This window comes from Cognatishimia sp. WU-CL00825, from assembly GCF_040364665.1.
GTDB lineage: Bacteria > Pseudomonadota > Alphaproteobacteria > Rhodobacterales > Rhodobacteraceae > Cognatishimia.
Genome location: NZ_BAABWX010000001.1, coordinates 654,843 through 680,164 on the forward strand (window position 1 = coordinate 654,843; position 25,322 = coordinate 680,164).

At 52.0% G+C, this 25,322-nt stretch carries 26 protein-coding genes; 20 read left to right on the top strand and 6 right to left on the bottom strand.

Going from position 1 to position 25,322, the window contains the following annotated elements; translation table 11 throughout:
• Window positions 1-4 precede the first annotated feature (4 nt).
• The gene (locus ABXG94_RS03170) at window positions 5-154 is read right to left on the bottom strand and encodes a hypothetical protein (RefSeq protein ID WP_353532260.1); all 150 of its coding nucleotides are present in this window, start codon (window positions 152-154) and stop codon (window positions 5-7) included.
• 138 nt (window positions 155-292) lie between these two features.
• On the opposite strand from ABXG94_RS03170, the gene ABXG94_RS03175 reads away from it, so the two are divergent.
• Together ABXG94_RS03175 and aroB are read left to right on the top strand one after the other, a co-directional pair.
• The gene (locus ABXG94_RS03175) at window positions 293-829 is read left to right on the top strand and encodes a shikimate kinase (RefSeq protein ID WP_353532262.1); all 537 of its coding nucleotides are present in this window, start codon (window positions 293-295) and stop codon (window positions 827-829) included.
• A gap of 1 nt (window position 830) precedes the next feature.
• Complete coding sequence (gene aroB, locus ABXG94_RS03180; RefSeq protein WP_353532263.1) at window positions 831-1,943, top strand: 3-dehydroquinate synthase; 1,113 nt, start codon at window positions 831-833, stop codon at window positions 1,941-1,943.
• Between the two features lie 60 nt (window positions 1,944-2,003).
• Here the strand turns inward: aroB and ABXG94_RS03185 are convergent, their stop codons facing one another.
• Complete coding sequence (locus tag ABXG94_RS03185) at window positions 2,004-2,924, bottom strand: calcium-binding protein (RefSeq protein ID WP_353532265.1); 921 nt, start codon at window positions 2,922-2,924, stop codon at window positions 2,004-2,006.
• 412 nt (window positions 2,925-3,336) lie between these two features.
• Window positions 3,337-3,852: a single-stranded DNA-binding protein gene (locus ABXG94_RS03190; protein WP_353532266.1), complete on the bottom strand. Its 516-nt coding sequence runs from the start codon at window positions 3,850-3,852 to the stop codon at window positions 3,337-3,339.
• Between the two features lie 178 nt (window positions 3,853-4,030).
• Here ABXG94_RS03190 and ABXG94_RS03195 point away from each other — a divergent pair, with 178 nt between their 5' ends.
• Window positions 4,031-4,618 (top strand): lytic transglycosylase domain-containing protein, encoded by a 588-nt coding sequence (locus ABXG94_RS03195; RefSeq protein WP_353532267.1) that lies wholly within the window; start codon window positions 4,031-4,033, stop codon window positions 4,616-4,618.
• Here ABXG94_RS03195 and ABXG94_RS03200 read toward each other — a convergent pair whose 3' ends face one another.
• Window positions 4,619-5,431: an AraC family transcriptional regulator gene (locus ABXG94_RS03200; protein ID WP_353532268.1), complete on the bottom strand. Its 813-nt coding sequence runs from the start codon at window positions 5,429-5,431 to the stop codon at window positions 4,619-4,621.
• Window positions 5,432-5,545: 114 nt separating this feature from the next.
• Window positions 5,546-6,421 (bottom strand): tRNA (adenosine(37)-N6)-dimethylallyltransferase MiaA, encoded by an 876-nt coding sequence (gene miaA / locus ABXG94_RS03205; protein ID WP_353532269.1) that lies wholly within the window; start codon window positions 6,419-6,421, stop codon window positions 5,546-5,548.
• A 120-nt stretch (window positions 6,422-6,541) separates the two neighbouring features.
• Between miaA and pyrH the strand changes: the two genes are divergently transcribed.
• The 13 genes from pyrH to lpxB all read left to right on the top strand — a co-directional run bounded on the left by pyrH (window position 6,542) and on the right by lpxB (window position 18,599).
• Window positions 6,542-7,273: a UMP kinase gene (pyrH, locus tag ABXG94_RS03210; RefSeq protein ID WP_353532270.1), complete on the top strand. Its 732-nt coding sequence runs from the start codon at window positions 6,542-6,544 to the stop codon at window positions 7,271-7,273.
• Window positions 7,274-7,332: 59 nt separating this feature from the next.
• On the top strand, window positions 7,333-7,896 hold the full coding sequence (frr, locus tag ABXG94_RS03215; RefSeq protein ID WP_353532271.1) for a ribosome recycling factor: 564 nt from the start codon (window positions 7,333-7,335) through the stop codon (window positions 7,894-7,896).
• Window positions 7,897-7,913: 17 nt separating this feature from the next.
• Window positions 7,914-8,639: a polyprenyl diphosphate synthase gene (gene uppS, locus ABXG94_RS03220; protein WP_353532272.1), complete on the top strand. Its 726-nt coding sequence runs from the start codon at window positions 7,914-7,916 to the stop codon at window positions 8,637-8,639.
• Window positions 8,636-9,412: a phosphatidate cytidylyltransferase gene (locus ABXG94_RS03225; RefSeq protein ID WP_353532273.1), complete on the top strand. Its 777-nt coding sequence runs from the start codon at window positions 8,636-8,638 to the stop codon at window positions 9,410-9,412. Before uppS ends, ABXG94_RS03225 begins: the two co-directional genes overlap by 4 nt.
• A gap of 27 nt (window positions 9,413-9,439) precedes the next feature.
• Window positions 9,440-10,612 carry a 1-deoxy-D-xylulose-5-phosphate reductoisomerase gene (dxr, locus tag ABXG94_RS03230; RefSeq protein ID WP_353532274.1) on the top strand — a complete coding sequence of 391 codons (1,173 nt, stop codon included), beginning with the start codon at window positions 9,440-9,442 and terminating at the stop codon, window positions 10,610-10,612.
• A gap of 4 nt (window positions 10,613-10,616) precedes the next feature.
• Window positions 10,617-11,966, top strand: a complete 1,350-nt coding sequence (gene rseP / locus ABXG94_RS03235; RefSeq protein ID WP_353532275.1) for an RIP metalloprotease RseP — start codon at window positions 10,617-10,619, stop codon at window positions 11,964-11,966.
• Window positions 11,967-12,062: 96 nt separating this feature from the next.
• A complete protein-coding gene (locus ABXG94_RS03240) occupies window positions 12,063-12,203 on the top strand; it encodes a hypothetical protein (RefSeq protein ID WP_353532276.1) in 141 nt (46 codons plus the stop codon).
• A gap of 144 nt (window positions 12,204-12,347) precedes the next feature.
• Window positions 12,348-14,714: an outer membrane protein assembly factor BamA gene (gene bamA / locus ABXG94_RS03245; protein ID WP_353532277.1), complete on the top strand. Its 2,367-nt coding sequence runs from the start codon at window positions 12,348-12,350 to the stop codon at window positions 14,712-14,714.
• Window position 14,715: 1 nt separating this feature from the next.
• Window positions 14,716-15,300, top strand: a complete 585-nt coding sequence (locus tag ABXG94_RS03250) for an OmpH/Skp family outer membrane protein (RefSeq protein WP_353532278.1) — start codon at window positions 14,716-14,718, stop codon at window positions 15,298-15,300.
• A 66-nt stretch (window positions 15,301-15,366) separates the two neighbouring features.
• Window positions 15,367-15,831, top strand: a complete 465-nt coding sequence (gene fabZ / locus ABXG94_RS03255) for a 3-hydroxyacyl-ACP dehydratase FabZ (RefSeq protein ID WP_353532279.1) — start codon at window positions 15,367-15,369, stop codon at window positions 15,829-15,831.
• Between the two features lie 5 nt (window positions 15,832-15,836).
• Window positions 15,837-16,634 carry an acyl-ACP--UDP-N-acetylglucosamine O-acyltransferase gene (lpxA, locus tag ABXG94_RS03260; protein ID WP_353532280.1) on the top strand — a complete coding sequence of 266 codons (798 nt, stop codon included), beginning with the start codon at window positions 15,837-15,839 and terminating at the stop codon, window positions 16,632-16,634.
• Between the two features lie 4 nt (window positions 16,635-16,638).
• Window positions 16,639-17,442, top strand: a complete 804-nt coding sequence (locus tag ABXG94_RS03265; protein ID WP_353532281.1) for an LpxI family protein — start codon at window positions 16,639-16,641, stop codon at window positions 17,440-17,442.
• On the top strand, window positions 17,442-18,599 hold the full coding sequence (gene lpxB, locus ABXG94_RS03270) for a lipid-A-disaccharide synthase (RefSeq protein WP_353532282.1): 1,158 nt from the start codon (window positions 17,442-17,444) through the stop codon (window positions 18,597-18,599). The genes ABXG94_RS03265 and lpxB overlap by 1 nt, the downstream gene beginning before the upstream one ends.
• A gap of 19 nt (window positions 18,600-18,618) precedes the next feature.
• Here lpxB and mnmA read toward each other — a convergent pair whose 3' ends face one another.
• Window positions 18,619-19,761, bottom strand: a complete 1,143-nt coding sequence (gene mnmA / locus ABXG94_RS03275; protein WP_353532283.1) for a tRNA 2-thiouridine(34) synthase MnmA — start codon at window positions 19,759-19,761, stop codon at window positions 18,619-18,621.
• 121 nt (window positions 19,762-19,882) lie between these two features.
• On the opposite strand from mnmA, the gene sciP reads away from it, so the two are divergent.
• The 4 genes from sciP (at window position 19,883) to recG (ending at window position 25,285) form a co-directional block, all read left to right on the top strand.
• Window positions 19,883-20,161 carry a CtrA inhibitor SciP gene (gene sciP, locus ABXG94_RS03280; RefSeq protein WP_353533992.1) on the top strand — a complete coding sequence of 93 codons (279 nt, stop codon included), beginning with the start codon at window positions 19,883-19,885 and terminating at the stop codon, window positions 20,159-20,161.
• A gap of 94 nt (window positions 20,162-20,255) precedes the next feature.
• Window positions 20,256-20,975, top strand: coding sequence for a response regulator transcription factor CtrA (ctrA, locus tag ABXG94_RS03285; RefSeq protein WP_353532284.1), 720 nt, complete (start codon window positions 20,256-20,258; stop codon window positions 20,973-20,975).
• Window positions 20,976-21,071: 96 nt separating this feature from the next.
• The gene (gene ligA, locus ABXG94_RS03290; protein WP_353532285.1) at window positions 21,072-23,198 is read left to right on the top strand and encodes an NAD-dependent DNA ligase LigA; all 2,127 of its coding nucleotides are present in this window, start codon (window positions 21,072-21,074) and stop codon (window positions 23,196-23,198) included.
• Window positions 23,195-25,285, top strand: a complete 2,091-nt coding sequence (recG, locus tag ABXG94_RS03295) for an ATP-dependent DNA helicase RecG (RefSeq protein WP_353532286.1) — start codon at window positions 23,195-23,197, stop codon at window positions 25,283-25,285. Before ligA ends, recG begins: the two co-directional genes overlap by 4 nt.
• Window positions 25,286-25,322: the final 37 nt, after the last annotated feature.

Here is a 25,322-nt window from a genome sequence, read left to right on the forward strand (position 1 = left end):
GACGTTAATTTGCATCCAACGGTACCGAAAGGCGAATCTCTTGCTGTGGTGCAGAAAAATCTGCGCCAAAAATCGGTCCCAAATATGCATAGCCCACAAGCCCAATGGCCATGAGAACTATTAGGAAAAACAGTGCTCTTATGAGCTTGCCCATGCGCTTCCCCAGTTTTTGTCTGCTCTTTTTTCCAACTTATAACTGGCCTTTTCGGCAATATCACGTCATTCAATGCGAAAAGGCGGATTTTGGCCGGGATGGTGTCCAAAAACCCCTAAGTTGAGGCATCGCGTAGGCATGAAACTTAAAAAGACAGTTGTAATGGTTGGCATGATGGGGGCTGGCAAAACCGCTGTTGGGCGGGCATTAGCAGCAAAGTTGAACGTGCCGTTCCTGGATTCGGACGCTGAAATTGTAAAAGCCGCAAATTTGTCGATTGCAGAAATTTTTGACCGAGACGGTGAAACGTTTTTTCGGCAAAAAGAAAGCCAGGTGATCGACAGATTGCTAGACGAAGAGCGCGGCATTTTATCCACCGGTGGGGGCGCATTCTTGGCTGAAGGCAATCGCGCGATGATCACTGAAAAAGGTATTTCAGTTTGGTTGGATGCGGATCTAGAGCTCTTGTGGCAACGGGTACGCCATAAAGACACGCGCCCGTTGTTACACACGCCTAATCCCAAGGCCACTTTGCGAGAGATTTATGAGCAAAGAGTGCCAATTTATGCCAAAGCGGATTTGTCCGTAAAGTCGCTGACGGCTTATTCAATTGAAAATATGGCGGATCGCGTTCTTGAGGCGTTGAAATCACGTCCAGATGTGTTGGAGACTTAATATGGAAACCGTTCATGTTGGTTTGGGCGATCGCGCCTATGATATTCACATCGGACCAGGATTGTTATCACAGGCCGGTAAGCTAATTGGGCAAATAAGCGGTCGCAAACGCATGATGATTGTCACAGAGGAAAACGTGGCACGTTTGCATTTGGCAACTTTGCAGGCTGGACTGGCCGCAGGCGGTATCGAATCAGAAGCGTTGATCCTGCCCCCCGGAGAAAGCACAAAGAGCTGGACCTATTTTGAGCAAACGGTGGAATGGCTATTGTCTCAGAAAGTTGAGCGCCAAGATTTGGTCATCGCTTTTGGCGGGGGTGTCATTGGCGATTTGACAGGATTTGCAGCAGCTTCGTTGCGTCGCGGCGTGGGTTTCGTGCAAATTCCAACGTCGTTATTGGCGCAAGTGGATAGCTCTGTTGGTGGCAAAACCGGCATCAATGCGCCTCAGGGCAAAAATCTGATTGGTGCGTTTCACCAACCCACCCTGGTTCTCGCAGACATAGAAGTGTTGGGCACCATGACGCCACGCGATTTTCTGTCTGGCTACGGCGAAGTCGTCAAATACGGCATGTTGGGTGATTCCGACTTTTTTGATTGGCTGGAAGTGCAGGGGCCAAAATTAGCCGCTGGTGATCAGACCGCGCGTATTGCTGCGGTGAAACGGTCTTGTGAAATGAAAGCTGATATCGTGATGCGCGATGAAACAGAGCAGGGTGATCGTGCTTTGTTGAATCTGGGGCATACGTTTTGTCATGCGCTCGAAGCCGCCACTGGATATGGTGATCGGCTGTTGCACGGCGAGGGTGTGGCGATCGGATGTGCGTTGGCTTTTGAAGTGTCCTCGCGTCTGGGCCTCTGCGCTCAAGAAGACCCAAGCCGAGTGCGGGCGCATCTCAAGGCTATGAATATGAAAACTGACCTGGCGGATATTGAAGGTGCATTGCCGGACGCAGACGGATTGCTGGAGCTCATGGCCCAAGACAAGAAAGTCGTCGATGGTCAGTTGCGGTTTATTCTGGCCAAGAGCATCGGCGCAGCGTTTGTGACTTCTGACGTGCCAAAGTCTGTTGTGCATGATGTGCTTAGCGATGCTTTGAAGCAAAGACACTGATACAAATAAAAAATACCGAGCACCAAAGGTACTCGGTATTTATGCGCTTCTCATTTTTGCTTAGACAAATATCAAATCGTCAGCAAAAAAGTTTGAACCAAGTTTCAGATCGCTTGCGGTCACATTCTCAAGCAAAACATTCGCGCCACTGGCTGCTTCCAGCAGGACATCTGTTCCAACTTGTGTCGCAACAATTTGGCCCATCTTTTTCATATGGATGCTATCGTCAATGGCATCAAAATCTTCGACGATATTGTCAGTGCCGCTGAATTTCCGGAAATGAAACGAATCTTCGCCGGTGCCGCCGATCAGCGTGTCAGCGCCCCATTTATCGACAAGATTGTCGTTACCAGCGCCGCCATCCGACACGTCGTCGCCTTTGCCGCCGTCAAGACGGTCATCGTCTGCGCCGCCTTCAAGATGGTCATCATGGGCACCGCCCAAAAGCGTGTCATTGCCTTCATGGCCAAGCAAAATGTCAGCGCCGCCTTGACCGTGCAACTTGTCGTTGCCCGCTTCGCCCTTTAGCTCGTCCTGACCACGCCCACCGTCAAGTAAGTCATTGTCATCTCCGCCGAATAACGTGTCATTGCCGCGGCCCCCTAAGAGCGTGTCATTGCCAGCATCCCCGGCAAGATAGTCATTGTGCAAGTCGCCGAAAAGCCAGTCATTGTCACTGCCGCCAAACAGGTAGTCATCGCCGTTGCCGCCGCGCAAAGTGTCATCACCGCTGTCGCCAATCAGAATATCTGAGGCACCTTCGCCTTTCAGCTCGTCGTTGCCTTCGCCACCCTTCAATTCGTCGTAGCCATCGCCACCAAACAGGGCGTCGTCGCCATCATCCCCAAAAAGCGTGTCGTTGCCGGCGTTGCCAATCAGGGTATCGTTGCCATCAAGACCATGAATTTCGTCGTTGCCTTCATAAGTGATCAGCAGATCATCAAACGCAGTTCCAACTTTGATTTCATCGATCGGGGGCATGGCAATATTCCTAAACTGATAAACTGGCTAGTCGCGCTACGGGTGCATCGCGATCATTGGCGAACGAAAACTATTGGCAAGCTGCCAACAGATCGACTTACGGATTTATTGAAATCGTAAGGTTCTATTATAAGGGGGAATATATCGACTTTCGTTGCGTAGTGCAAAAAATGTGTCGAAATTGCGGCTGAAAAAAATGCAAAAATCTTATTCTAAGCTGAGTTTGTTGCCGGTTAGGAAACAACCCCACTAAGAACGTCATCATTGTTTGTAAAGTGCAAATTTGGGCACGGTTTGGATCATCGCAAGAAAAGAAGTGAGCTCGAATCAACCCATAAGGACAATTTGTGTAGGCACAAAAAAGCCACCGCAAAATCGGTGGCTTTTCTTAGATGCTAATACCGGACTGTAATTAGAAGGGGATCTCGTCATCCAGATCGCGTGAAGGTGCACTTTGCTGCCCTCCACCATAGTTGCCTTGTTGGCCGCTGTCATAACCGCCGCCTTGACCGCCAGATTGGTCTCCGCCAAATCCGCCGCCCTGAGAGCCTCCACCGCCGCCGCCGCCACCTTCGCCACGGCCGTCGAGCATTGTGAGCGTGCTGCCAAAACCCTGCAAAACGATTTCGGTTGAATAGCGATCCTGACCGGATTGATCTTGCCATTTGCGGGTTTGCAGTTGGCCTTCGATATAGACCTTAGAGCCTTTGCGTAGGTATTGCTCGCAAACGCGCACCAAGCCTTCGCTAAAGACGGCAACAGAATGCCATTCGGTCTTTTCGCGGCGTTCGCCAGTGTTGCGATCTTTCCAATTTTCAGACGTAGCAATCCGCAGATTGCAAACTTTGCCGCCATTTTGGAAACTGCGAACTTCTGGGTCGCGGCCCAAATTGCCAATCAGCATTACTTTGTTAAGTGATCCGGCCATGTCGCCAACCCCCTGAATCTGTTTTTCGCTTTGGCAAAGCTTACACCACCACAGACAACGGAATGCCAGCAGAAACTTGCCTTCCATCTATGTAGGATTTTGGCAAAGTCTTCAAAATTTGTTAACAGGCGCTATATTGAGCGAAATTGCACGCAGGTTTGCAAGTGGGGCAGGAACAATGTTGACACGTTTTACCATAGGTTTGGTTGGCGCATTACTGCTTGGCCATCCGCTGTCCGCAAAGGATTTGGTTGGTGGAAAATCACGGATCGCATTGTTTAAAAGCCAGTTGAATGTATTGGATACACGCGCCTCACAGCAATATAACAACGCCGTACGCCTAAAGCCCCAACCCGTGATTACGCCGACCAAATGGGGCACAAAGCCATTTAACGGTAAGTATCGCGGACCATATTTGGATTTGGCGCGCAATGCGGCTCTGAAATACGACGTACCGGTGGATCTTTTCTTGCGCTTGGTCCAGCAGGAAAGCGGCTGGAAAGCCAATGCGCGCTCACATAAGGGGGCGCTTGGATTGGCGCAACTTATGCCTGGCACCGCTGCATTGCTTGGCGTTAATGCGCATGACCCGCAAGAAAATCTTGAAGGTGGCGCCAAATATTTGTCACAGCAATATAATCGTTTCCGATCGTGGCGATTGGCATTGGCCGCTTATAATGCTGGGCCAGAAGCCGTGCAGAAATACGGTGGCGTGCCGCCGTATAAAGAAACCCAAAATTACGTTAAAATCATTTGGGGCAGCTAGCTATAGCGGTGTCTTTCGGGCCTTTTTACGCAGATCGCTTGGTGTTGCGCCACAGTGCTGCAAGATAAAACGCGTAAAATACGGGGCGCTGCCAAACCCAAGAGATTCAGATATTTTTTTGAATGAACTTGTTTCGTTGACCAATTTCTCGCGCGCCGCATGCAAAGTGCACTGAACCAGTAATTCTGCGGCGGTCATGCCAGCCGTTTCACGGCACACGCGCGTCAAATGCGTTGGGGTCACTTCCAAGGCTTTGGCATAAGCGCCCATGGGCTGACCCGTTTCAAAACTCTGGGCAAGCAAATCACAATAGCGACGCACAAGCCGCATTGCTGCTTTCTGCTTTTTTTGTGGCTGGGCGCTTTGAATTTGGCGGCGCAACCAAATGGCAAGTAGATGGGCATGGGCCGCTGTTGCTTCTTCAACGTAGGGCCTGTTTTGCGTCAATTCGCGGCGCATGTCTTCGATTAGTCCGGTCAATTCGCTTTGAATAAGCCCGTCTTGCACACGTAAAAGGTGGCATTGTTCGGGGAAAGCACCAGAGGCTGTTGAAGGAATGAATACTGCTTGCCCCAAAGTCTGGCGGCCAATTTCAATGGCCCACAAATGACTTGCAGGAACAAATAACGCGTTATGGGTGCTGAAGCCACGCCGCACACCGTGTAGATTCACAACACCTTGACCACGGGTTGTCCAAAGCAGCAGGTTGGTGGGCTGCTTGTGAACAAGTTCTAATGTCCAACTTTCAGCCTGCATCAATTGTGCAAAGGTGCAAACTCGCACCGCGTCTTGGGAAAACATGTCTTTTGGCAAAAGGCTTGTGCTCCGTAAGCTGCGTTCTAGTCAATGTCCAGATCAGAGAAGGAAAAGCTCTGATACTTATCATAATAAGACATTAAAAGTCGATTGAAGCAAGGAATGGCAAGTTCATGCGGGTGAATATTTAGTCCATGCTGCCATCTTTGATCGAAACCAAGTGCGTTGCCGTTTTGCGTATTGACGGGTTGCGATGTTTGAAAGGTCTCTGGCTTTGTCCAAAGTCAGATCTCCCTGTAAGTGGGCGATCAGTTCTGGGGCACCAATGGCTTTGGAAGAGGGCAAGCTTGGATCCCAATTTGGCAGGTTTGCTTGCGCCTCTGCAAGGGCACCTTTTTGCAACATCATGTCAAATCGTTTGGAAATACGGGCATTTAGCCAGTCTTTATCAACATCAAACAAAATGGGCATACAATCGCCGAGCGGTAAAATGGGGGCAGGCGTTTCATCTTGCCATTGCCACAAGGGGCGCCCGGTGGCTGTTTGAACTTCCCAAGCGCGTTGGACACGCATCGGATTAAGCACATCAATGCGTTCAAGCGTCCGGGCATCCAGTTCGCTGCGCAAAGCATCAATGCCGTGCTCTGCAACTCTTTGATTTGCCTTTGAACGTAATGCAGGCGGGGTGGGGGGGATCTCTGCCAAACCATCGGTTAGCGCTTTGAAATACAACCCAGTTCCACCTACGATAATTGGGCGATCCCCTTTTTTTATCAAAGGTTTGACATCTTTTAACCAATGGCCAACGGAATATTCTTGGGTCTTGTCGATGTACCCATAAAGCAGGTGAGGTGCTGCCGCTTCATCTTCTTCAGATGGACGTGCAGAGAGCACGCGCCAATTGTTATAGACCTGCAATGCATCAGCGTTCACAATCACGCCACCTTGGCGCGCCACAATTTCCAACGCTAATGCGCTTTTGCCGCTCGCAGTTGGTCCGGCAATAAGCACGGGTTGCTCTGAGGACAGCTTATTGATCTCAAACATTCACTGTATTCCGTGTTTTTTCGGCCAAGGGTGCAGAAGATGTCATATCTCGCATTGAACCTGACGCTGTTTTCCGACATCTTGCGCGCAATTTAGATCTATGCGCGGACGGAGTGCAACATGGCTGACGCTAACCCGGAAAACGAGACCACTTTTAAACGTGTGATGCTTAAGATTTCGGGGGAGGCGTTGATGGGAGATCAAGGATTTGGTCTTAACCCGCCAACGGTTCAACGGATCGCGGAAGAAGTAAAGACCGTGCACGACCTTGGGGTCGAAATTTGTATGGTCATTGGGGGCGGTAATATTTTCCGCGGCCTTTCCGGATCCGCACAAGGCATGGAACGCACCACAGCAGACTATATGGGCATGCTGGCCACGGTCATGAATGCTTTGGCAATGCAATCAGCGCTAGAGGAACTGGGCGTGTTCACGCGGGTTATTTCGGCCATCCCAATGGATCAGGTTTGCGAGCCATATATCCGTCGTCGCGCCGTGCGCCACCTTGAAAAGAAACGGGTGTGTATTTTTGCCGCTGGCACAGGTAACCCATATTTCACAACCGACACTGCGGCGACCCTGCGGGCAAATGAAATGGCCTGCGAGGCGATATTCAAAGGCACCAAGGTCGACGGTGTCTATGACAAAGATCCGGTGAAATTTGAAGATGCCGTTCGCTATGATACCGTGAGCTATGACGATGTGCTGGCGAAACGGTTGGGGGTTATGGATGCCTCTGCGATTGCGCTGGCGCGCGACAACAACTTGCCCATTATCGTTTTCTCGCTAGATGAACCCGGTGGCTTCCGCGGCATTCTTGCGGGCAAAGGGACCTATACAAAGGTTCAATAAACCTTTTAGTGTTAGGTATAAATCCGGGGCACGGCCCCACAGAAGCAGAGTAAATCGCCATGTCTGAAGAATTTGAGCTTGATACCGATGACCTGACCCGTCGAATGGACGGTGCTATGGCCAATCTTAGAACAGAATTTGCCTCGTTGCGCACCGGGCGCGCCTCGGCCTCGATGCTAGAGCCTGTGCAGGTTGACGCTTATGGGTCTATGACGCCGATCAATCAGGTTGGGACGGTAAACGTGCCAGAACCCCGCATGGTGACTATCAATGTTTGGGACAAAGGCTTGGTTGGCAAAGTTGAAAAAGCCATTCGCGAATCTGGTCTGGGCATTAACCCGCAGCTCAACGGCACCATTATCATGTTGCCCATTCCCGAGCTTAACGAAGAACGCCGCCGGGATTTGACAAAAGTTGCCGGACAATATGCGGAAAACGCCCGAATTTCCGTGCGCAATCTGCGTCGCGATGGCATGGACCAGATCAAAAAGGCCAAAAACGACGGCATGTCAGAAGATGACCAAAAGCTATGGGAATCCGAAGTTCAAGACATGACGGATGCCTATATCAAAAAGGTGGACGAGGCGCTTGAGACAAAGCAAGCCGAGATCATGCAGGTCTAAGGCAGAGAGGTCTGAGCATGGACGCCGATAGCACATCCCTTAAGGGGCCGCGTCATGTGGCCATCATCATGGACGGTAATGGTCGTTGGGCGCAATCCCGCGGACGACCACGCTTGTTTGGCCACCATGCCGGAGCAAAACGCGTCAAAGAGATCGTGCGCGCGTGCAAGCCATTGGAGGTCAAATATCTGACGATATTTGGCTTTTCGACAGAGAACTGGAAGCGCACGCAATCCGAAGTCGCTGGATTAATGAGTCTTTTTCGCCAGTACATTCGAAAAGAAACGCGCAGCCTTAAAAAAGAAGGCGTGCGGGTGCGCTTTATTGGCGATCGTGTGCGGCTGGATGAAAAGCTTGTCGCGTTGATGGACGAGCTGGAACTGTTAACTGCGGAAAACGACGACGTTCATTTGACCATCGCGTTAAATTATGGCGGTCGCGACGAAGTCGCGCGTGCAACCCGTCGCCTGGCCTTTGATATTCAGGCCGGTAATCTTTTGCCGCAAGATGTCGACGAAGAAACGCTGCCAAAATATCTTGATACTTATGTGTTGCCAGATCCAGATTTGGTGATCCGTACAAGCGGCGAAGCACGTATTTCAAACTTTCTGCTGTGGCAATCGGCCTATGCTGAATATGAATTCATCGACACGCTTTGGCCTGACTTTTCCGAAGAGGAATTTCGCAAGGTTGTGAGTGCATTTGGCATGCGCAAACGACGTTTTGGTGCGGTGCCTGCATGATATCTGACGGCAAGTGGGGAGATCTGGGCGCTCGGGTTTTATCCGCTATTGTGATGCTGGTCGTTGGACTTATGGCATTATGGCTGGGTGGCATTCTATTTCATGCATTGGTGGCGATTGTCTGCGGCGGTATGATTTGGGAACTCACACGTATGTTGGCACCATCAAAGCCAGCTGCGCCGCTCCAGATGGGTTTGTTGGCTGGTTTTGCCTTGTTCAGCATTGCTTTTATTCCCCCTTTGTTTTTTCTACCGGTGTTACTGGCACCCGCAATTGTGGGCGCAACCAGCCTAAGAAAAGATCGTTTGATATATGTTGCCTATGCCGCTGGATTGCTACTGGCGGCCTTTGGACTGATCATGTTGCGCGAATTTCGCGGACTGGAATGGGTTGTTTGGCTGGTGCTGGTCGTGATTGCGACAGATGTGGCCGGCTATTTTGCAGGCAAAGCGTTCGGAGGCCCAAAGTTCTGGCCGAAAATCAGCCCCAAGAAAACCTGGTCAGGCACATCAGCTGGGTGGCTTGCAGCGGCCGTGGTTGGCTTTTTCTTTGCTGGTCCAGGTCTGGCGTTGGTCAGCGTGGCGATATCATTGGCAAGTCAACTTGGCGATATTGCAGAAAGCGCGATCAAACGGCGGGCAGGGGTCAAAGACAGCAGTCAGCTTATCCCCGGGCACGGAGGCCTGTTGGACCGCTTTGATGGTTTGATGGCTGCTGCCTTACTGATTTTGGTTATTTCGTCGCTTGTTGGCTTGCCCAGCCATCCGGGATAAATACCTGTTAATCTAGACGGAGTAGGCATGAAACGCGTATCCATTTTCGGCGCAACCGGATCTATTGGGCAAAACACCATAGATCTAATAATGCGCGCGCCTGATGACTACAAAGTTGTGGCCCTTAGCGGCGGTGCGAATATCGCGCAATTGGCAAAGGATGCCATTGCCCTTGACGCTGAAGTTGCTGTCACCGCTTACGAGTCTCGATTTGAGGACCTGCAATCTGCGCTTCAGGGCACAAGCGTGGTGGCGGCGGCCGGAGCTTCCGCGATTGCCGAAGCCGCAGCACGGCCTGTTGATCTGGTTATGTCTGCCATTGTGGGCGCTGCTGGGTTGGAGCCAGGTCTTGTGGCGCTACAGCAAGGCGCGACATTGGCCTTGGCTAACAAGGAATCTTTGGTGACGGCTGGCGCGCTGGTTTTGCGCACCGCAAAGGCAAACCAAGCCAGGTTGTTGCCGGTTGACAGTGAACACTCAGCAGTATTTCAAGCCCTGATTGGTGAAGATATTTCCGCTGTCGAGCGTATAGCAATCACCGCCAGCGGTGGCGCGTTCCGGGATTGGAACCTGAATGATATGGCGAATGCCACGCCAGAGCAGGCCGCAACTCACCCTAACTGGGATATGGGGCAACGCATCACAATCGACTCGGCCTCGATGTTCAATAAGGCGCTTGAGGTGATTGAAACCAAAGAGTTTTTTGGCGTAGATCCCAATCAAATCGAAGTATTGGTGCATCCAGAATCCCTGGTGCATGCCTTGGTCGGCTTTAACGACGGCGCGCTTATGGCGCACATTGGCCCAGCTGATATGCGCCATGCCATTGGCTATGCGCTGCACTACCCTGATCGTAAAACCCTGCCCGTTGAACGTCTTGATTTGGCGCGGATCGGCCAATTGAATTTTCGCGCCCCCGATCCTGCGCGCTATCCGGCTTTGCGATTGGCGTGGGATGTGATGGAAATCGGCGGCATGGCAGGCTGCATATTCAATGCAGCGAAAGAAAAAGCTCTGGACGCTTTTATTGCCAAACGTATCGGCTTTCTTGAAATGGCCACTGTTGTCGAAAATACACTCACGAAACTGTCAGGTGACTCTGGCCTTATTCTCGCCGAAATGACATTGGATACGGTCAAACACACCGATCAATTGGCCCGGCGTATTGCCGACGAAACCATTCAAAAGCGCGAAGGATAGTTCATTGGAAGTCTCGTCTCTGATTCCTCAGTTTCAAAGTGGTGCCATGACTGTCTTGGCTTTTGTGATTGCCTTGTCGGTGATTGTCGCCATTCACGAGTATGGCCACTATATCGTCGGGCGTTGGTCGGGCATTCACGCCGAGGTGTTTTCGCTGGGATTTGGGCCTGTGCTTTACTCGCGTTTTGATAAACGTGGCACTAAATGGCAAATCGCGGCCATACCCATGGGCGGATATGTACGTTTTAAAGGTGACGCGGATGCTGCGTCTGCGGGAAAAGACGACCAGGCGATGTCAGAGCTTTCGCAGGCCGAATTGCGCAGCACCATGCATGGTGCCCCGCTCTGGGCGCGCGCGGCAACGGTCGCCGCTGGACCGTTCTTCAATTTTGTGCTGTCCATTTTGATATTTGCGGGCGTTATTCTTAGTCAGGGTGTTGTTGGTGAAAAGCTGATAGTGGGTGACATGCGCGCGCTGCCTGTCACTGATTTCACCTTGCAGTCTGGAGACACAATTCTCAGCGTCGCAGGCGCAGAACTGCCAAATTCAGAGAACGGCATAGATGGAAACAGTTTCATTGAAAATCTGCCACGTCAGGCCTTGCTGGATTACCGGGTACAGCGCGATGGCAGTGAAACAACTGTTTCAGGCCCCTATCTCTATCCGCCAATTGTGGTTCAGCTGTCACCACAAAGCGCAGCCTATACCACTGGGCTAAAGCAGGGGGATGTTATCACCGCGATCGACGGCAATAACATCTTTGCCTTTCGCGACCTGAAAGAAGCGGTTGAGGGTTCTGATGGGCGTGGGTTGGCGCTGACGGTTTGGCGTTCTGGTGAGTTTCTGGAGTATGAGTTGACACCGCGACGTGTCGATGAACCGCAAGATGGAGGCGGCTTTGTCACCCAGTGGCGCATTGGTATTGCTGGCGGCACAGCGTTTGACCCAGCCAGAGAGCCCGCAAGCTTTGGCGAGGCGGTGACGGGTGGTTTTTCACAGACCTACCGCGTCATCAACGGATCATTGTCGGGCCTATATCATATGGTGACTGGGGCGATCAGCAGCTGCAACCTTTCGGGACCCATTGGAATTGCCCAGACATCTGGCGCAATGGCCAGCCAAGGCACACAGAATTTCATTTGGTTTATTGCGGTGCTGTCCACAGCAATTGGCTTATTAAATCTCTTTCCCATCCCTGTTCTGGACGGCGGGCATTTGGTGTTTCACGCATATGAGGCGATCAGCGGCAAACCGCCAAAAGACTCTGTTGTGCGCGTGTTGATGACCATTGGATTGGTCATGATTCTCAGCTTGATGGTATTTGGGGTTAGCAACGATCTTTTCTGCCCCTAAGTTATGGCATTCCCAAGACTTTTTGCATCTGCCCAATTCTTGCCTCAATCCCTTGCTAAATTGCATTGGAAGATAGTCAAGAATTGGGAGTGACCCATGCAAACGATTGAAAACGGATACCGCGCCATGGGCGTTCTTTGGCACGTAAACTGGGAACGTCTTGTGTTCCCCGCTGCGATTTGTCTTTCCTTGGCTATTGGGGCGCAACTGGGCTCTATGGGCCTGTTCTGGAACTAAGGTTTCAACCTTAGCAGACATGTTTCAAAAACTTTTGTCCAATAAGCGCGTATCCCTCTGGGATGCGCCGATTGCGGTTTTGACAAGACAACGTATTCCCGGTACTCAAGTCAGCAAATAGGATGTCTGACAGGATTTGGGGTTATGAGCGAGCAGTTTGGGGGCGCGGCTTCGTTACGGAACCGTAAAAAGGGACTTTTGCGTCGTAGTGCATTTGCCTTTTCAGTAATTATTTCAATGGGTTTCGTTGCTAGCCCGGATTTTGCGCAGGCGCAAAGTTATCGATTCACTGCCGTTTCAATCGAAGGTAACAATCGTATTGAGGACGCTGCCATCGCCTCATACGCTGGAATCATTCGTGGACAGGTCGTTTCTGCCGCGCAGGTGAACGAGGCCTATCAACGTATTTTGGCCAGCGGATTTTTCGAGTCCGTCGAAGTGACCCCTGTTGGCAATCGTTTGGTTATTAAAGTCGTTGAATTTTCAACGATTAACCGTGTGCGCTTTGAGGGAAACAAACGGCTTAAAGATGATGTGCTTGAGGCTGTTATCGAGTCTCAGTCGCGCCGCGTGCTGAACCCGGCTGTCGCGGAGCGGGATGCTGGCGCAATCGCAGAAGCCTATGCCCAAAGCGGTCGGATCGCTGCACGCGTCACACCGCGCATCATAAAACGTTCCGACAATCGCGCAGATCTTGTATTCGAAATTTTTGAAGGTGCCCTTGCCGAAATCGAACGCCTGAGTTTTGTCGGCAACCGTGAATTCTCTGACCGTCGTTTGCGCCGTGTGCTTGGAACCAAACAAGCTGGAATCCTGCGCGCCTTGATAAAGCGCGACACATTGGTCGAAGATCGCATCCAGTTCGATCGGCAGGTTTTGACCGACTTCTATCAGGCCCGAGGGTTTGTTGACTTCCGTGTAACAGGGGTAAACGCGGAATTGGCGCGAGAGCGTGACGGCTATTTTCTGACCTTTAATGTTGAAGAAGGTCAGCAGTTTTCCTTTGGCGAAATTTCCGCCACAAGTGAGCTAGCAGAGGTTGACTCCGAGGCCTTTGAGGATGCGCTCAAGATCCGTAAAGGCGTAACATATTCGCCTTCGTTGGTGGAAAATGATATCGCACGGCTAGAGCGGTTGGCGATCCGCCAAGGTTTGGATTTCGTGCGCATTGAACCGCGCATCAGCCGTAATGATCGCGACCTGACGCTGGATGTTGAATTTGCAATTGTTCGCGGGCCGCGTGTTTTTGTCGAACGGATCGATATTGAGGGTAATACAACCACTCTGGATCGTGTGGTGCGCCACCAATTCAAAACAGTAGAAGGCGATCCGTTTAATCCTCGCGAAATTCGCGAGGCCGCAGAACGCATTCGGGCGCTTGGTTTCTTTAGCACAGCGGAAGTGAACGCGCGCCAGGGATCGACGCCGGATCGCGTTGTCGTTGATGTTGATGTAGCAGAGAAACCTACGGGTTCCTTGAGTTTTGGCGGTACATATTCAACCGACAATGGCATTGGACTCGTTGCCGGGTTTACAGAGAGAAATTTCTTGGGTCGTGGCCAACTGCTTTCCTTCAGTTTGTCGACGTCACCAGATGTAAATGACTACCAACTTAGATTTGTTGAACCAGCATTCCTTGGGCGCGATGTCGCCGTTGGCTTTAACGCTGCTTTTCAGGATCAAGGATTTAGTCAGGCACGCTTTGAGAACACCGTGGGCGAATTCCAGCCCTTCATTTCGTTTGCGACTGGCGAAAATGGTCAATTGCAGCTGCGGTACACTTTAGATGCCGTGGATATGGTTGTCCCGACAGCCTCTGCAATTCCGGGCTCTGCGCTCGATACCGAGGCTGGGCGCGGTCAATTGGTGAACAGTTCGTTCGGATATTCCTATAGCTATGATACGCGACGCGGTGGATTGAATCCTGACGCGGGCGTGCTGTTGGAGTTTGCGCAAGATTTTGCAGCGGCTGGGTCGGATGTCTCATATATCCGATCAACGGCAAAAGCGGTTGGGCAGACCAAGATCTTCAACGGTGACGTGACCTTGCGCGCGACGCTTGAAGGCGGGGTTCTTACAACACCCAATAACGATACGCGGGCCCATCATCGTTTCACTTTGGGCAGCTCGCAAATGCGCGGTTTTTCACCCTATGGCATTGGACCACGTGAAGTTGGTACGGGGGCAACGACCGTTGATGATGGTCTTGGCGGCAAGTTTTTTGCGGTAGCGCGATTTGAGGCTGAGTTCCCGATTGGTTTGCCCGAAGAGTATGGGATTTCTGGCGGTGTCTTTTATGACATTGGATCGCTTTGGGGTGTAGATGGGTCAACCTCAGTTGCTGGAAGTTCTATCCTTTATAGCGATGCAAAAATCCGTCAAGTCATTGGGCTTTCGATCTTTTGGTCTACGCCCGTAGGCCCTTTGCAGTTCAACTTCTCCAAAGCCTTGCAAAAAGAAGCGTTTGACCGTGAGCAAACGTTTAATCTGACTATCCAGACAGAGTTCTAGAGTGCCAAAACTCTTATCTGCAATAATTGTCGGTGTCAGCCTTTTGGGGCTGACAGCGACATTTGCTTTGGGGCAGCAAGCGCGCGGTGTTGTTTCTAGCCCCATACTGATAATCGACTCTCAGCGGCTCTATGCGGAATCGGCCTTTGGGCAACGTGTACAAAGAGAACAAGAAGCCAGCATTGCAATACTAAGTGCTGAAAATCGTAAAATCGAGGCAGAGCTCGCCGCAGAAGAATTACAGCTCACAGAAAAACGCTCGGCAATGGTGCCTGCAAACTTCCGAAAAGTCGCTGATGCCTTTGATCTGCGCGTTCAGGATATTCGTGATATCCAAGATGGCAAAGAAGTTGAAATCGCCAGAGCAGCAGAACGTGAACGCGCGCGTTTTTTTCAGTCACTTGGCCCGGTTATGGACAGTGTGTTGCGGGAATCTGGTGCCGTGTTGATAATGGAAAAGCGATCGACATTTGCACATAGCCAAGCTTTGCTGATTACTGATTTGGTGCTTGCTCGCATCAATCAAACACTTGGCGATGGGGCAATCGAACCGATAGATGATGCAGATGACGCTGCAGAGAACTAGCACGCTTGCTCTACGCCTTTCGGATTGTTAGTCACCTCATAAGAAACAATAACAGCAGGAGCTTTTATGAGCGAGCCGTTGAAAACCGCAGATATTTCGCTAATCCAGCGGATAATTCCACACAGATACCCGTTTTTACTGGTCGACAAAGTTGTGGACATTGATGGCTATCAGACTGCCAAGGGCATCAAGAATGTCACGATGAATGAACCGCATTTTCAGGGCCACTTCCCAGGAAACCCAATCATGCCTGGCGTAACTATCGTAGAAGCGATGGCGCAAACCGCTGCTATTATGGTTGGTACAGAACTGGGTATGGCCGATAGGAATATGCAGGTCTATTTTATGGCCATCGATAAATGCAAGTTCCGTCGCATGGTTGTTCCAGGCGATGTTTTGGAACTGAATTTGACAACGGTGCGTGGCAAGCCAGGTGGCAAGGTCTGGAAGTTCTCTGGAGTTGCCACGGTTGAAGGTGAAATGGCTGCCGAAGCCGAATTCACAGCAATGATGGAACTGCCCAAGGAGTAAGCCGTATGGCCGTTTCCCCAAAGGCGCGGGTTCATGCGTCAGCCGTCGTCGTAGATGGTGCTCAAATCGGTGCAGGGTGCACTGTTGGCGCATTCTGCGTTATTGGGCCTCAGGTTGTGCTTAAAGACCGCGTTGAGCTGAAATCACATGTTGTGGTTACAGGCGACACAGAGATTGGTGAGGACACAATTGTCTTTAGCTTTTCGGTCATTGGCGAAATTCCTCAGGATCTGAAATTCAAGGGCGAAGCCAGCAAATTGGTTATCGGCGCGCGTAACCGCATCAGGGAACATGTAACCATGAACGCCGGCACCGAAGGGGGTGGCGGTGTGACCAAGATCGGCGATGATGGGTTGTTCATGGCCGGATGTCATGTTGCCCACGACGCCCAAATTGGCAACAACGTTATTTTGGTAAACTCCGTTGCTGTTGCAGGGCATTGCATTATCGAAGACGATGTTATCGTTGGTGGATTGTCAGGCATTCATCAATGGGTGCGCATTGGGCGAGGCGCGATTATTGGCGCTGTTTGCATGGTTACCAATGACGTTATCCCTTTTGGTCTTGTGCAAGGTCCCCGTGGCAAGCTCGACGGATTGAACCTTGTTGGGCTCAAAAGGCGCGGTGTACCGCGCAGCGAGATTACTGCAATGCGAGCGGCGTTTCAAACGCTAGCAAGTGGCGAAGGAGCCTTTTCTGAGCGTGCCAAAGAATTAGGAGCCTCACAGGACAGCGCCTATGTGCAGGAAATCGTTGATTTCGTGCTGGGGGACACTGATCGTTCCTTTTTGACGCCGAGCTGACGCTATGGGTAAACTTGCTGTCCTAGCCGGAAAAGGCGCATTGCCAGTCGCACTGTCTGATGCCCGTCCAGATGCATTGTTGTTCACGCTAGCTGGCATGTCACATGATTTGAGCCGCCCCACATTTGAGCATCGGTTTGAAAAACTCGGTGGGCTGATCCAAGACATGAAAGATCGCGGAGCCACCGAAGTTGTGATGGCGGGCGGCATGCCGCGCCCACAAATTGACATTTCAGCGCTGGACGCCTTTATGATGGCAAATGCAGCCCGTTTGCAGGCAGCATTCCAACAGGGTGATGACACGCTTTTGCGGCTGTTTATTTCATTGTTTGAAGAACAGGGCATAAAGGTACGCGGCGCGCATGAAATTCTGCCAGAACTTACAATTGGGCAAGGTGCTGTTGTCGGCCCATCTCCGACGGCGGACCAAATGCGTGATATCGAAAAAGCTGCCGATCTCTTAAAAGCTTTGTCGCCTCATGACTTGGGGCAGGGAGCGGTGGTATCTGCTGGCCTGTGTCTTGGCATTGAAACGCTGCAAGGGACGGATGCGTTGCTGCAATTTGTTGCTGAGACCCCAAAGCATCTTGTGCGCCAACCTGGCGTTTTTGTGAAAGTCCCCAAATCCGGGCAAGATCTAAGAGTCGATATGCCTGCTATTGGGCCGGGCACGATTGAAAAGGTTATTGCCGCTGGCCTGGCAGGGATCGCTTTGGCCGCGCATCGAGTCATTCTGCTAGAGCGTGCCAAGACCATTGCCGCAGCGGAAAAAGCCGGGCTGTTTCTCTATGGGCTAGAGGGCTTATAATGAAGGTCTATGTGATTGCGGGTGAATTGTCCGGCGACAAATTGGGCGCTGCACTTATGTCTGGACTTTTGCAATTGCACGGCACTGATATCGAGTTTCGCGGTGTCGGTGGGCCGCTGATGGCGCAACAGGGCCTGAGCAGTCAGTTTCCCATGACCGAACTTTCAGTCATGGGGCTTGTTGAAATTTTGCCCAAGTACTTTGACCTTAAACGACGTATTCAGGAATGTGTGGATGCCATCTTAGCGTGGCAACCCGACGTTGTTATCACGATCGACAGCCCTGATTTTTGCCTGCGCGTTGCCAAAGCAGTGCGCGAAAAAAGCCAACTGCGCACTGTGCACTATGTGGCTCCATCAGTTTGGGCTTGGCGGCCGGGGCGGGCAGCCAAAATGGCTCCTTTTATTGATCAGGTTTTGGCGCTGTTGCCGTTTGAGCCTCCTTATATGACCGCCCATGGGATGCGCTGTGACTTTGTTGGCCACCCTGTGGTTGCAGAACCATTGCCAACGCCCGACGCCATACAGTCTTTGAAAGCTGAGCTGGGAATTGACGGTCCCACCTGTTTGATATTGCCCGGAAGTCGACGCAGCGAAGTGTCTCGATTGCTGCCGGTTTTTGTGCAAACCATGGAAAGGCTGCAAGCCCAGCGTCCTGATCTAAATTTCGTGCTGCCTGCGGCGGGTCCGGTTGCCAGCCTCGTCAAAGACCTAACCGCGAATATGGCTGCACCGCCCACTATTCTGGATGCCTCAGAGCTTTCAGCAGATCAGGCAGAAACCCGAAAACGCGCTGCCTTCGCAATGGCTGACGTTGCCCTTGCTGTTTCCGGTACGGTTTCACTCGAACTTGCGGCGGCTGGCACGCCGATGGTGATTGCCTATGATGTAAATGTGATCACCCGAGAAATCATGAAACGATTGCTAAAGATCGATACTCTGACTTTGGCCAACCTTGTGACTGACACACGCGAAATACCGGAATTTCTGGGCAAAGACTGCATTGCAGAGAAAATTGCGCCAAGCTTGCTCCAGCTCTTGGATGCGCCGGAAACGCAGCAAGAAATCCTGTCAGAGACCATGCGGCTTCTCGGGCGTGATGACCAAGACCCTGGATTGCGCGCCGCGGCGGCTGTTCTGGATGGGCTGAGCGACTAAACCTGCATACACTATGCGCTTAGCCGCGCCAAATCCAACCACCGCCAAATATCCGAGAACCTTCGGCCGCATAAAACACGCAGGCCTGACCAGGCGAAACGCCTTCTTCTGGTGTCAACAGCTCGACTTCTGCGGTTGTCGGGCCAGTCGGTCGAATAATTGCCTCTCGTGGGGGGCGGGTGGACCGCACTTTTACCCAAAGATGGCGCTCTTTTTCCGCGTCAAAGGCATCATCACCCAGCCAGTTGATTTCGCGAACCGGAATGATCCGCGTTGAAAGCATTTCTTTTGGACCAACGACCACTTGCTTGGCATCCACATCCAGTTTCACCACATAAAGCGGATCTTCTAACCCCCCTATACCTAGGCCACGGCGTTGACCTATTGTGTAATGGATCACGCCATTGTGGCTGCCCAAGACCTTTCCAGTTTGGTCAACGATATCGCCGGGTTCAGCGGCACCGGGTCGCAGCTTTTCGATCACCTGGGCGTAGTTACCGTTTGGCACAAAGCAGATGTCTTGGCTGTCAGGCTTATCCGCCACGGCCAGACCGTATTCGGCGGCCAAGGCGCGGGTGGCGTCTTTGTTGGGCAAATGCCCCAATGGGAAACGCAAATAGTCCAGTTGCTCGGGAGTTGTTGAGAACAGAAAATAACTCTGGTCGCGTCGCGCGTCTTCTGCGCTGTGCAATTCAGGACCATTTGCACCCATTTTGCGCTGAATATAGTGCCCGGTGGCCATACAATCAGCTTCGAGGTCTTTGGCGGTTTCCAGCAGGTCTTTGAATTTCACCCGTTCGTTGCAGCGGATACAGGGCACAGGGGTTGCCCCGGCCAGATAGCTATCTGCGAATTCGTCGATCACCGCATCCTGAAAGATGTTTTCATAATCCAACACATAATGCGGGAAGCCCTTTTCTTCGGCCACCCGACGGGCGTCATGAATATCAATTCCTGCGCAGCAAGCGCCTTTCTTAGCCAAAGCGGCCCCGTGGTCATACAGTTGTAATGTGACACCGACCACATCATAGCCTTCGTCTGCCAGCCGAGCGGCGACAACGGAACTGTCAACACCTCCGGACATCGCCACAACAACCCGTGTCTCTGACGGGGGCTTGGCAAATCCAAGTGAGTTTAACGGGTGTTTTTGATCCAGCGCCATGACCGGTCTCCTTAGGGGCAGAAGAATGGAATATAGGAAAATTCAACATACTCTCAAGCCCAAGTTTCATAGGCCGTTAACAGAGCAAGCGCCACAGTCGAATATACAAAGAGGCTTGGCTATGTTTTTAAAGAAAGTGGATGGCATTCGAACGGTGACTTTACCTGATGGAGAAGTCCTTTCTCAGGCAGATTTACCCCCTGTTAATACACGCCGATGGGTTGCATCGCGCAAGGCGGCTGTGGTGCGTGGCGTGGCCTATGGCTTGCTCTCTCAAGAAGAAGCATTGCGCCGGTATAGGTTGTCAAATGAAGAGTTTATTCAATGGACGCTGGCAGTTAGCGAGCATGGCGAAGATGCGCTTAAGGCGACGAATTTGCAAAAATATAGACAACCTTAACGTGTGGTGGTACTTTGGAAGTTGAAATTAATTTGAATTTAACCATTCCTCGTCCACCGTAGATTTAGAGCCTGCTTGCCACTGGAGATTCCGAATGCGTGTTTTGTTAATCGAAGATGACCCTGCCACAGCAAAAAGTATCGAACTGATGCTGACCCATGCCAATTTGAATGTTTATGCCACTGATTTGGGTGAAGAGGGAATCGATCTCGCCAAATTATATGATTACGATTTAATTCTTTTGGACCTTGGTTTGCCGGATATGGCTGGTCACGAGGTGTTACGGCAATTGCGTTTGTCGCGCGTCGAAACCCCAATTCTAATTCTTTCCGGGGCAGATGACACCGAAAGCAAGCTCAAGGGGTTTGGTTTTGGGGCGGATGACTATCTGACCAAGCCCTTTCACCGCGAAGAATTGGTTGCGCGCATTCACGCGATAATACGCCGATCCAAGGGGCATTCGCAGTCGGTTATTCACACGGGTCGGGTTTCGGTAAATTTGGATGCCAAAACCGCAGATGTCGAAGGCAATGCGGTGCATTTGACAGGCAAAGAATATCAAATGTTAGAACTGCTGTCCTTGCGCAAAGGCACAACTTTGACCAAAGAAATGTTCCTCAACCATCTTTATGGCGGCATGGATGAACCTGAATTGAAAATCATAGACGTGTTCATTTGCAAACTGCGCAAAAAACTAAGCGAGGCAACGGACGGCGAAAACTATATCGAGACCGTTTGGGGCCGAGGCTATGTTCTGCGCGACCCAGAACCGCAGCAGGTTGAGCCACCGCAAGATATGGCGCTCAGGGCCTAACCATAATCTGATCTAATTTCACACAATAGTGCTGCGCTGCCTAGACGCCGCCTGCGCCCCGAATTATCTATTTGTTCAGAGCGGGGAGCATGCGGCGTGACACAAGAACAAGATATTTTAGCCCTTTCGCCCAAAGAGGCTGAAAAAGAACTCAAACGGCTGTCCAAATTATTGGCAGAGGCAAATTTTGCCTATCATTCTGACGATTCTCCAGACATGTCTGACGCAGAATATGATCAACTCAAGCGCCGAAACGCAGCTATAGAGGCGCAGTTTCCAGATCTTAAACGTGAAGACAGCCCAAGTGATCTTGTCGGGGCTACGCCTTCGGATGGGTTTTCCAAGGTCACCCATGCGGTGCCGATGTTATCGCTGGGCAACGCATTTGAAGACGCAGATGTCACCCAATTTGATGAACGCGTCCGAAGCTTTTTAGGCAAATCCTCGACAGACAAATTAGCCTATACCGCCGAACCAAAGATCGATGGCTTAAGCCTTTCTTTGCGTTATGTGGCTGGAAAGCTCGTGCAAGCGGCCACGCGCGGCGATGGCGCAACGGGTGAAAACGTCACCGCAAATGCATATACGATCGAAGATGTGCCGCAATTTGTTGAAAACGCACCGCAAATTTTGGAAGTGCGCGGTGAAGTCTATATGAGCCACGCTGATTTTGCCGCGTTGAATGAACGCCAGCTTGCCAATGGTGACAAAGTTTTTGCCAATCCACGTAATGCGGCAGCCGGGTCGCTGCGGCAGTTGGATGCCAAGATCACCCAGTCACGCCCGCTAAAATTCTTTGCCTATGCCTGGGGAGAGTTGAGCGCCCCTTTGCATGAAACCCAACTTGGGGCGATAGAGAGATTGTCTGAATTTGGGTTTGTCACCAACCCGTTGACCAAACGCTTTGACAAGCCAGACGCCTTGATAGCGCATTATCGCGATATCGAAGCGCAGCGTGCAACCCTTGGCTATGACATTGACGGTGTGGTTTACAAAGTAGACTCACTTGAATTGCAAAGCCGCCTTGGATTTCGATCAACCACGCCACGCTGGGCGATTGCGCATAAGTTTCCAGCCGAACTGGCCTGGACCCGGCTTGAAGCCATCGATATTCAAGTGGGCCGCACCGGCGCTTTGTCCCCAGTGGCGCGGCTTCAGCCTGTCACTGTGGGTGGGGTGGTTGTGTCGAATGCAACCCTGCACAACGAGGATTATATTCGTGGATTTGACAGCAAAGGCGGCGAAATTCGCGACGGCAAAGACATCCGGGTTGGGGATTGGGTTCAGGTCTATCGCGCCGGGGATGTGATCCCCAAAATCGCGGACGTCGATCTTAAAAAACGCCCGGCAGACTCTGTGCGTTACGTGTTTCCTGACAAATGCCCTGAATGTCAGTCAGATGCTGTTCGCGAGGAAGGCGACGCTGTGCGACGCTGCATTGGGGGCATCATTTGCCCGGCGCAGGCCATGGAAAAGCTGAAGCACTTTGTGGCGCGTAAAGCCTTTGACATCGAAGGGTTGGGGGCCAAACAAATCGAGATGTTTTTTGACGATCCGGATCTGGCGATTAATCAACCCGCCGACATTTTTACGCTGCAGGCGCGCGATGCGGGCAATTTTACCAAACTAAAGAACCGTAAAGGCTGGGGTGCGCAAAGCGCCAACAACCTCTTTTCCGCCATCGAGGAAAAGCGAAAAATTGGCTTTGGCCGTGTGTTGTTTTCTCTGGGCATCCGCCATGTGGGCGAAGCGGCGTCTAATCTGTTGGCCAATCACTATGGAAGCTGGGAGGCTTTAGAAACCGCCTTGGATCAGGCCAAGGGTTTTGAGGGGGCCGCTTGGGAAGAGCTGCTATCAATCGATGGTATTGGCGAGGTTATGGCGCGGTCTTTGGTTGGCGTGTTTGCGCAGGGTGGCGAACGGGTGTCTATTGATGCTTTGATCGCCCATCTTGACGTGCAGCAAGCCATCAAACCCAGCAGCGAGGGCAGCCCCGTTGCCGGAAAAACCGTGGTCTTTACCGGCACGCTGGAAAAAATGTCCCGCGCCGAAGCCAAAGCGCGTGCAGAGTCTTTGGGTGCCAAGGTGGCTGGATCGGTTTCGAGCAAAACAGATATTCTGGTGGCTGGACCAGGGGCTGGATCAAAGGCCAAAAAAGCAGCAGATCTTGGGGTGAAAACACTGGACGAAGACGCCTGGCTCGCGTTGATTGAAGGCCTGTGAGCGGTCGCCCCGAAATACTGTTTCCGCTGTTTGCGGATCTGACAAAGCTAGAGGGCGTTGGGCCCAAGACGGCGCAGAATATGGCAAGCCTTGGCATTGAAAAGCCACGCGATGTTTTGTTTTCATTGCCCTATTCCGTGGTAGATCGCAGGCGTCGCGACAGTATTCAGGGGGCTGATTTCCCAAGTGTTGTGACCGTCGAAGTGACTGTGCTGTCACATAGCCCATCGCGCACAAAGGGCGGGGCCTATCGTGTGACAGTGCAAGACGCACAGACCAGTTTCCAATTGGTTTTCTTTCACGCGCGCGGCGACTTTTTGCAGCGGCAATTGCCCGAAGGCGAAACCCGTTTGGTGTCTGGACGGATCGAATTATTTGATGGGGTGGCGCAAATGGTGCACCCGGATCACATGGTCAGCCTTGATCAAGGCGCAAGCATACCACCGTTTGAGCCAGTTTATCACTTGTCTGCAGGTGTGACATCGAAAACCATGATGAAAGCCGCCGCATCTGCGCTGCGGTTAATGCCAAAATTAGACGAATGGATTGACCCCGGGCAAAAGGCCAAGGCCAAATGGCCCGATTGGGCGGCAGCGATCGCCGCGTCCCATGCCCCCACGGGTGTTGACAGCATGTCTGCGACAAACCCGGCGCGCGAAAGATTGGCCTATGACGAGTTTTTTGCGCATCAATTGACTTTGGCCCTAGCGCGATCACAATTTCAACGCGCAGAGGGGCGTATCAGCGTCGCCACAGGCGCGTTGCAGGGACGTGTTCTAAAGGCATTGCCATATAGGCCGACACAGGCGCAAAACCGCGCGGCCTCCGAAATTTCAGCGGATATGGCCCGCCCAATACGAATGAACCGACTGCTTCAGGGCGATGTTGGCTCTGGTAAAACTCTTGTAGCCTTCATGGCACTGCTTGTGGCCGTAGAGGCTGGCGGGCAGGGCGTTTTGATGGCCCCAACCGAAATTTTGGCGCGGCAGCATTTACAAGGCGTGCACCCGCTTGCAGAGCAAGCGGGCGTGGTTGTTGAGATCTTAACCGGACGCGACAAAGGGAAAGAGCGCAAAGCCAAGCTAGAGGCGCTGGCGCGGGGCGATATCCACGTCCTTGTGGGCACACATGCGGTTTTCCAGGCGGATGTGCAGTTCGGCGATTTGCGGCTTGCAGTTATCGACGAGCAACATCGATTTGGTGTGCGCCAGCGTCTAGAACTCGGTAAAAAAGGCGCTGCTGTTGATGTTTTGGTGATGACCGCGACGCCTATTCCGCGCTCCTTGTCTTTGGCGCAATATGGCGACATGGACGTGTCGATTCTGGATGAAAAACCACCCGGCCGACAACCTATTACCACGGTTCTGGTCTCTGATGCGCGCTTGGACGAAGTGGTTGAAAGGCTGCGCCGTGCGGTTGCAGAAGGAAAACAGGCCTACTGGGTCTGCCCGCTGGTAGACGAGAGCGAAATCATGGACCTTACTGCGGCCGAGCAGCGCTTTCAAGGCCTGCGCGCGGCCTTGGGGGAGGGGGTTGTTGGTATTGTGCATGGTCAGATGCCAGCCGCAGAGAAAGACGCGGCTATGGCTGCTTTTCAAGCCGGTGACACCAGCGTTCTTGTTGCGACAACCGTGATCGAAGTTGGCGTTGACGTGCCAAATGCCACCATCATGGTGATTGAACGTGCAGAGTTCTTTGGCTTGGCCCAATTGCACCAGCTGCGCGGACGGGTCGGACGCGGGACGCAGGCTTCGACATGTTTGTTGATGTATCAATCTCCGTTGACCGAGACCGGACAAAAGCGATTGACCGTGATGCGCGAAACCAATGACGGGTTTCGCATTGCCGAAACCGATTTGGAGATGCGGGGCGCCGGAGATCTTATTGGCACGGCCCAGTCCGGCGTCCCAAAATTCCGCATTGCAGATCTTGAAGGCCAAGCGGCCCTGATGGCCGTTGCGCAATCTGATGCGCGCAAGTTGTTGTCAGATGATCCGACGCTTACAAGCCCGCGTGGGCAGGCGGCGCGTGTTCTATTGTGGCTAATGGAACAGGATCAGGCAATTCGTTTGATTTCAGTGGGTTAGCCTTTTATTCCCTAAATGTTCTCAAATGTTCCTAAAA

Bases quoted from the DNA above. Each gene is read 5' to 3' on its own strand.
- ABXG94_RS03170 (WP_353532260.1), bottom strand. From the start codon at position 154: ATGGGCAAGCTCATAAGAGCACTGTTTTTCCTAATAGTTCTCATGGCC.
- ABXG94_RS03175 (WP_353532262.1), top strand. From the start codon at position 293: ATGAAACTTAAAAAGACAGTTGTAATGGTTGGCATGATGGGGGCTGGC.
- aroB (WP_353532263.1), top strand. From the start codon at position 831: ATGGAAACCGTTCATGTTGGTTTGGGCGATCGCGCCTATGATATTCAC.
- ABXG94_RS03185 (WP_353532265.1), bottom strand. From the start codon at position 2,924: ATGCCCCCGATCGATGAAATCAAAGTTGGAACTGCGTTTGATGATCTG.
- ABXG94_RS03190 (WP_353532266.1), bottom strand. From the start codon at position 3,852: ATGGCCGGATCACTTAACAAAGTAATGCTGATTGGCAATTTGGGCCGC.
- ABXG94_RS03195 (WP_353532267.1), top strand. From the start codon at position 4,031: ATGTTGACACGTTTTACCATAGGTTTGGTTGGCGCATTACTGCTTGGC.
- miaA (WP_353532269.1), bottom strand. From the start codon at position 6,421: ATGTTTGAGATCAATAAGCTGTCCTCAGAGCAACCCGTGCTTATTGCC.
- pyrH (WP_353532270.1), top strand. From the start codon at position 6,542: ATGGCTGACGCTAACCCGGAAAACGAGACCACTTTTAAACGTGTGATG.
- frr (WP_353532271.1), top strand. From the start codon at position 7,333: ATGTCTGAAGAATTTGAGCTTGATACCGATGACCTGACCCGTCGAATG.
- uppS (WP_353532272.1), top strand. From the start codon at position 7,914: ATGGACGCCGATAGCACATCCCTTAAGGGGCCGCGTCATGTGGCCATC.
- ABXG94_RS03225 (WP_353532273.1), top strand. From the start codon at position 8,636: ATGATATCTGACGGCAAGTGGGGAGATCTGGGCGCTCGGGTTTTATCC.
- dxr (WP_353532274.1), top strand. From the start codon at position 9,440: ATGAAACGCGTATCCATTTTCGGCGCAACCGGATCTATTGGGCAAAAC.
- ABXG94_RS03240 (WP_353532276.1), top strand. From the start codon at position 12,063: ATGCAAACGATTGAAAACGGATACCGCGCCATGGGCGTTCTTTGGCAC.
- bamA (WP_353532277.1), top strand. From the start codon at position 12,348: ATGAGCGAGCAGTTTGGGGGCGCGGCTTCGTTACGGAACCGTAAAAAG.
- fabZ (WP_353532279.1), top strand. From the start codon at position 15,367: ATGAGCGAGCCGTTGAAAACCGCAGATATTTCGCTAATCCAGCGGATA.
- lpxA (WP_353532280.1), top strand. From the start codon at position 15,837: ATGGCCGTTTCCCCAAAGGCGCGGGTTCATGCGTCAGCCGTCGTCGTA.
- ABXG94_RS03265 (WP_353532281.1), top strand. From the start codon at position 16,639: ATGGGTAAACTTGCTGTCCTAGCCGGAAAAGGCGCATTGCCAGTCGCA.
- lpxB (WP_353532282.1), top strand. From the start codon at position 17,442: ATGAAGGTCTATGTGATTGCGGGTGAATTGTCCGGCGACAAATTGGGC.
- mnmA (WP_353532283.1), bottom strand. From the start codon at position 19,761: ATGGCGCTGGATCAAAAACACCCGTTAAACTCACTTGGATTTGCCAAG.
- sciP (WP_353533992.1), top strand. From the start codon at position 19,883: ATGTTTTTAAAGAAAGTGGATGGCATTCGAACGGTGACTTTACCTGAT.
- ctrA (WP_353532284.1), top strand. From the start codon at position 20,256: ATGCGTGTTTTGTTAATCGAAGATGACCCTGCCACAGCAAAAAGTATC.